The organism is Caballeronia calidae, from assembly GCF_900044055.2.
GTDB lineage: Bacteria > Pseudomonadota > Gammaproteobacteria > Burkholderiales > Burkholderiaceae > Caballeronia > Caballeronia calidae.
In genome coordinates this window covers 1-6,475 of sequence record NZ_FCOX02000152.1, presented here as the reverse complement: position 1 = coordinate 6,475, position 6,475 = coordinate 1, and the positions used below count along the sequence as shown (strand labels likewise).

The window sequence follows — 6,475 nt, the reverse complement described above, 5'->3', positions numbered from 1 at the left end:
AAACTCTGGATATAGTGCCTACAAGTTGTTGGCGATCGTATCTTATCCAGATAAAAATAATCTTGGGATACTGATCCTTATCTCAAGCTCAAGATAAGGATCACGCGAGGAGGTACATATTCGACGTTCACGAGCGTACGCCGACTCCGGATACCCAGAAACTGCTCGAGATGATCGGCGAGCTCTACCGCATCGAAGCTGACATTCGCGGCAAACCTCCCGATGACCGGTTGCGTGTGCGGCAGGAGAAGAGTAAGCCCCTGCTCAACACGTTCGAATCGACGATCAGAGCCAAGCTTGCGACGCTGTCGAAGAAGTCCACGCTCACGGGCGCGATCAACTACTCGCTGAACCACTGGGCGGCCCTCACGTTCTACTGCGAGGACGGACGCGCCGAGATCAGCAACGTGCTCGCGGAAAATGCCCTGCGCTGTGTAGCGTTGGGTAGGAAAAACTACCTGTTCGTCGGCTCCGACAGCGGCGGTGAGCGTGCAGCGGCGATGTACAGTCTCATCGGTACGTGCAAACTCAACGAAATCAACCCACGTGCCTACCTCGAATACGTGCTCACAAATATTGCGGACCACAAGGTCAACCGCGTCGACGAACTGCTTCCCTGGAACGTGGCCGACAAACTGAAGCCGGCCGCTGCGCCCACGCCCACAGTTTGACCGGGTAGATCCAGATAGATCGTGTCCACGATCATGGAACGATCTCATGTGATCTACCCGGACCTCCCCACGCTCTCACATCATGCCCCACGCGCGCGCGGATCGGGGACCGGCCCTGCCGAGCCGCTTACCCTACGTAGAAGACTGCATCGACATGTACGGAAACATAGGAAAGCCTGTCGACGTTGACTATCTCGCTGTGATTTGCTCGACTTGCAACCCTCCGCGAAGTGAGGCCATGCGCAAGCCCGTGCCTGATGAAGAGGTGGACGCAAGCACTGCCGTCAATCTGCCGAACGTGGAACCGAAGTCGCTAGCGCATCTGCCGAATCTTTGAAAAGAGACCTTCGCATTGTTGAGCCCGTGGAACGCGGTTGGTGTCCACGTTCCCGCCGCCTGGTGAATCTTTCTCGCGCATCTTCCTCATGCAGAGTGACTTCGACGGATTTGATAACATGAACAGCGTCACGAAGTCCGATTAGATCGATGCATTTGGTCGCACCGATCAGCCGTTGAAGAACAGAGACCTCGCTCGCGTAGTCAATCAATTCAGCGGTCAATGGGCTCCAATCGGCCATTGCGGACGTTCACGCTGGCTGAGTTTCGCGTCTGCAGCCTGCTGGATTGCTGACGTTGGTGGCACCGCGCAGTTGGACGGCAGTTGCCCCCATCAGTGAACCCCCGCTCCCGACCAGTACTCCCGTACTTGTCAATTGAGCTTCTGATCCGTCGATGACGGCTTTCCAGCATCTTCGGAAGTCAGCTTTCGGAAGGATCTCTGCTACGCGTCCACTTCCCACATTAGAGGAGAGCCCCAGCGGACTTGATACAAGCGACGCGCCCAACAATTGAGGCGCGTCACTGCCATGAGCGGTCAACGCGAAGTTTTCACGATGAGAGTGTCAACATCGCCGACCGATTTTGAGATGGCTCCCAGAATGTTTGCTCTCTTCAATGTGGACGAGCCGTCATTACTAGGCTCTGCGTCGACTTGTCAGATGCCACCCGTTCCGATGTGGACAAGCATATACTCGGAGCCACACGCCGCGCTCTAGCTCCAGTAGCTCGGCACGACGCTCGGCGGTAATCTCCGACTCGTAGGCCTGTTTTGAACAAAAATCACAATGTTCAGATGGTGTGTAACGGCTCATGGGGCACAGATGCCATAAGCCGCAGTCCGTGCAACGATACGGCACCATGTGACTTTTGTACTTTGACAAGACAAGCTCTGCTCCAAGTTCGGCGGCCACGCGATCCGGATAGGTGCTTCTCGGGGCTCCACGGCGGCTGAAGCAGCTTTTAGCTGTAGCGGTAAGCATAGATTCACTCCGCGAGATCAATGACAAGACGGAAAGTGACCTTAACGTTCTTGTATGCGCCCCAGCAGTTTGCCGCAATTTGGCCCTCCCAGAAACGTCCGCTTATCCAGCCTTTCTCTTGACACCATTCATAGGCATCCCATGCGTCGATGAAGTCGAGCCCGTCATACGCGGCTATCGGCAACGGACTCTTCCAGCAAGCCCGCGGGGGAAAGTCGGCTATCCGCCGCTTACGTGATTTTTTATAGTATCCGCTGTCTGCTGGATACCGCGGCAGGTCTGCATGAGGCTCTAGGAAGCGAGGCTCAGACCATACAAGTGCCGATGGAACCTCGCACGCAATATCCGACGCGTTATCGGCAGCTATCGGCCGAGGCGGGAAGTCCTCCCAAGGGAAATCACGTCCCGCAAGCCTCCCATAATGGGACGAAAAAGCGGGCCTGATTGCCCGAAGCTCCTCCCTTGTCGGAAGCCGCAATGCGACGCCGATCTTCCGCTCTTTCCACGAGCAATAGGCTTGAGCGTCAGTCCAGGAAGCACCGACGGGGGCTTTGATCGACGTATCTCCATTCGCTAACTCCCACCGCTCGTCGCTCATGGAGCGTCGGTCACCGTATCCGGTTTCCACAAGCATTCGCCGATAGGAATCGACAATAATCATGTCGCTCAATGCGACCCTGCGCTCCCCAATTCGAACGATCCTGAAGCCATGAGGGAGCGGTCCCTCCCACTTAACGCGATCAGGTGTTGAAAGCAATCCCTTCTCTCGGATCCATGCTAACAGTACGTCGGCGTCACTCGTCGTCTGGCGTTGTGCGATGCTTCCGCCTCTGTCGTAAAAAGCTTGCTCAGCTTCGTGCGCTTCCATCTCCTCCCACACGTTTTTTCGGAAGTGAAGCGCGCGCCGGCGGTCGCTCTCGTTCATCAGATGGGATGGAAGGTCCTCCACGCTAAGTTGTAAAGCGTTTCCGACGAGCATCGGATTTGGCGGCTCCTTCTCCCGATAGTCTCGCCACAACAGGTCCCATCCGCCATCGTGCGCGCGAAGCACAACAAGACGGTCGCGATAAGGAAGCACATCCACCCATCCCTCAACCTTGCCGTCAAACACCGCACGAAACGCACTGACCGCGGCGGTGATCTTCTCCAAGCTTCGTTCTCGCTTATAGCTGTCGGAACCAAGTGTCCAATACGTTTTATCGACGACGATTCTCGGTGACCCATTAACCAACTTGTCATCAATAAACCCGAATTGCCCAAGTAAGTCATGGCGACGCGAGAAGAGATCGGCCGCACGTCGACGTGCGGTTTCGCCATCAGCCGGCGTCGAAGCAACGGCCGCGAAAGGAACCGTGTTGCCGTTGCCGCCGTCCCAGGCCGCCCAATCAACACCATAGCCCAAGAACACGCGCTTCGGGCGAGCGTTCTGTGCCTCGAAGATGCGATCTGCGAGTTGTCGCGGCTGCGGGCCGCCATACGGGCCGAAATGCAGGTCGATGCTCCCGCCGTGATCGACTGGGAAAACTCCAACTCTGCGCGTGCAGCCATTACGATTCAGGAATTTTTGAAAATCGGGCCAACCTTCGTTTTGGAAGGTGCCGAAATCGCCGCTGAAACCAAGTCGATCGACAATGGCGTTAAGGCACTGGCGATGCCGCAAAGGCTCGACATCAGGGTTGGGCACGCGATGTTTTGCGCCAGCCTTTATTTCTTCGGGGGATATGCCGCGGAGCGGTACAGCATGCCCGTCACGGAGCAGAAGGTAGCCGAGCCGATTGCCGGCGAATGAGGGATGATGAGACACACAATTCTCCACTTCAATGCCATCCCCTTCCCCAAGGCCGCCATTGGGAAGAAAGATAGCCCATGTGGGCGCGTGTCGTGATAGTCGTCCGTTTACCGATACGAGAAGAACTTGCTCTCGGCGTTGGCGGCGCCGACGATCCAGCGGGGTGTCTCCAAACCCGTTGGAAAGGTTACCGTCGGATTCCGCGTGTGTCAATGTCATTGCGTAGCATAAACATCGACGCCTTCGACTAATCGCGTGCGCGTTCTGGAGGTGAATCCGGATTGCCCAGACGTCTTTCCGCTTCAGAGGTCGCACCCGCGCGGTTTCCATCTAAGGGCCATTCAATCTTGCGATCGACAGCAAGCGGCGAGTTCTGACCAACTAACTTGCGTTTGTTCCAGGGCTCACGGCTTTGATTGCTTCCCATGACAGACTCCCATTGAGTTGATGGGAGTTACATTTTCTTCCTCCATTCTTTTTCGTCGTGACCGTCGGAGCAATCGCATTGCCGAACTCGGCCATCTTGCGACGTTGGGTAGCGTTCCAATACGGACGTCCAAGTGGCGGCTCCGTCCTTAACAACGGACCGCAACGCACCGATGAAATAGGTGGTGGCGTCAGAGGGGACATCCTCACGTTCGCTCTATCCTGAAGGCGATGAGTCTGCGCATTAGAAAGGTATCATGTTGAAGCCCAAACACTTTGCCTATGCCAATATGGTTACCCCCAAACTCGTTGCCAAAATCGAAGCGGAAGAACCTGCTCTGCGGCTTGCCCTCCTAATCGACGCCGACAATGCTCAAGCTGCGGTCATCGAGGGGATTTTGGCGGAAGTTGCAAGATTCGGGGAGGCAACTGTGAAACGCATCTATGGGGATTTCACTTCTCCGCACAGCGCTTCGTGGAAGAAGGTCCTCCAGAAGTACGCCATCAAGCCAGTCCAACAGTTCGCGTACACCACGGGCAAGAACGCAACCGACAGCACCCTCATCATTGATGCGATGGATTTGCTGTACACGCGGCGCTTCGATGGCTTCTGCCTCGTGACAAGCGACAGCGACTTCACCGGGCTGGCGACCCGAATTCGAGAGGAAGGGTTAGTCGTGTTGGGCTTTGGGGAACAGAAGACGCCGGACGCATTCCGGAATGCCTGCAACAAGTTCGTCCTGACGGAGTTGCTGCGGCCTGCTGAGACCGGATCCCTATCGGCAGCGGTCAAGCCCGAACCCACGGCGGCGCCTGCGCTGCCGCCGGCAACAGCGCTTACCCAAGCCGCGGCACCTAGTCTCCCGCAGGATTTCATGCTTTCCGCGCTCGACCAGTCGTCGGGCGAGAATGGATGGGCGCATTTGGGCACGTTTGGGAGCTACCTCACGAAACTCAAGCCGGACTTTGACCCCCGGGTTTATGGGTTCAGGAAGCTATCCGACCTGGTGAGGTCGCGCCAGGACATCTTCGTGACGGAAGAGCGTGCCCTACCCGGTCAGGCTCAGAAGCAGCTTTATCTGAAGCCCCGGTGAGGTGCCAGCGAGGACTCAAAGAGAAGCCCATCTAATTTCAGAAACGGCAAGCGCGGCACGCGATAGGGCGCCACGGGTGTATGGCCAGATTGAAGTCTCTGGTGCGACCAACGCCCTTATCGGCCATTGCGGACGCTCGATGAGGCTCCGTCGAACGTCGGCAATAGTTAAAGTTTCGACAGTGGCGGCGGCGCACAGCGGGATGACCGCTTTGGGGATGCCGCTACTCACGGTTTCAGCCCTATGCAGCTCTTCGACCCGGTAGGCCGAATGTCTCTGGATGACGTGCAAAGGACAGTCGCTTGTAAGAACGACCGTCCCGCCGTGCCGATCTACTTTCCGCTTAATGGCTTACACGAACGACGCCCATGGGCAATCCCAGCTCATGCACAACCGCTCATCCTATCTGCTCACCCCCAGGGTGACAGGCATGATTTAATCTCTTTTGGGCTCGTAGTCAGCCGCGGCCGAGCGCACCAACGGCCGCAGAACGTTTACGAATGCATTCAGGCGATCGGTCAGCCAGGCGAATGCCTCAGCTTGCACTTGCGGATCAGATAAAGGCGCGAACCGGTGTTCTTCGATGATCCGCGGCCTGCCATCCTTCTCCGTCAGCTTCGCGTTTCCGCCCAGCGCGCCTCTGACCTCTGCCCAATTCTCCGCAATCGTCTCCATCGCGTATTCACCAGCCGTATTGCGATTGGAGGACAACAAAATGCCCACTTCACCCTTATACAGGTCGCGATAGACAGTGAGCCAGGAACTGCCATTGGGCGCGGGAAGCATGAAGCCGAGCCAGCCTTTGCGCGATGCCTTGGGGATCTGCTGTTCCGGATCCGTCAACCGGAGCTGCTGCAGGAAGTGGGACCAGAAATCGAGGCGTTCCTGCATTAGTGCGGCGCGATCCAGATCGACCTCCGCGTCAATCGCAGCCTCTTGCGAATCCTCGATCGCCAGGCTCAGTCCATCCGGCAACGCGACGACATTGCGGGTCACGAGCTTCGTATGGGCGAGCACGCGCGGAACGACCAGCCGGCCGATGCCGTTCGGCATCTCATAGACCGGCAGTTCGACCAGCCCGAGCGTGAAATGCAGCGATACATGATCATGCAGATACTCGGCAATGGCCTCCACGCCTTCGCGAATTCCGTCGCCGACGATCAGGAGCAGAAAGCG

General features: G+C 57.1%; 4 protein-coding genes and 1 pseudogene. 2 read left to right on the top strand and 3 right to left on the bottom strand.

Annotated elements, in window-relative coordinates:
- Positions 1-101: 101 nt before the first annotated feature.
- Positions 102-671 (top strand): annotated as a pseudogene (locus AWB78_RS40940) (IS66 family transposase); the annotation flags it as partial.
- Positions 672-1,994: 1,323 nt separating this feature from the next.
- Here AWB78_RS40940 and AWB78_RS47285 read toward each other — a convergent pair.
- Positions 1,995-3,794, bottom strand: coding sequence for an SUMF1/EgtB/PvdO family nonheme iron enzyme (locus AWB78_RS47285; RefSeq protein ID WP_198399471.1), 1,800 nt, complete (start codon positions 3,792-3,794; stop codon positions 1,995-1,997).
- 232 nt (positions 3,795-4,026) lie between these two features.
- Complete coding sequence (locus AWB78_RS47995; RefSeq protein ID WP_198399470.1) at positions 4,027-4,206, bottom strand: hypothetical protein; 180 nt, start codon at positions 4,204-4,206, stop codon at positions 4,027-4,029.
- A gap of 256 nt (positions 4,207-4,462) precedes the next feature.
- Here AWB78_RS47995 and AWB78_RS40925 point away from each other — a divergent pair, with 256 nt between their 5' ends.
- On the top strand, positions 4,463-5,299 hold the full coding sequence (locus AWB78_RS40925; RefSeq protein WP_198399469.1) for an NYN domain-containing protein: 837 nt from the start codon (positions 4,463-4,465) through the stop codon (positions 5,297-5,299).
- A gap of 435 nt (positions 5,300-5,734) precedes the next feature.
- On the opposite strand, the gene AWB78_RS40920 is transcribed toward AWB78_RS40925, so the two are convergent.
- Positions 5,735-6,475, bottom strand: a 741-nt coding sequence (locus AWB78_RS40920) for a hypothetical protein (protein ID WP_198399468.1), incomplete at its 5' end; no start/stop codon positions are given.

Excerpts from the sequence above, each read along its gene's own strand:
- AWB78_RS47995 (WP_198399470.1), bottom strand. The coding sequence starts at position 4,206 with ATGGGAAGCAATCAAAGCCGTGAGCCCTGGAACAAACGCAAGTTAGTT.
- AWB78_RS40925 (WP_198399469.1), top strand. The coding sequence starts at position 4,463 with ATGTTGAAGCCCAAACACTTTGCCTATGCCAATATGGTTACCCCCAAA.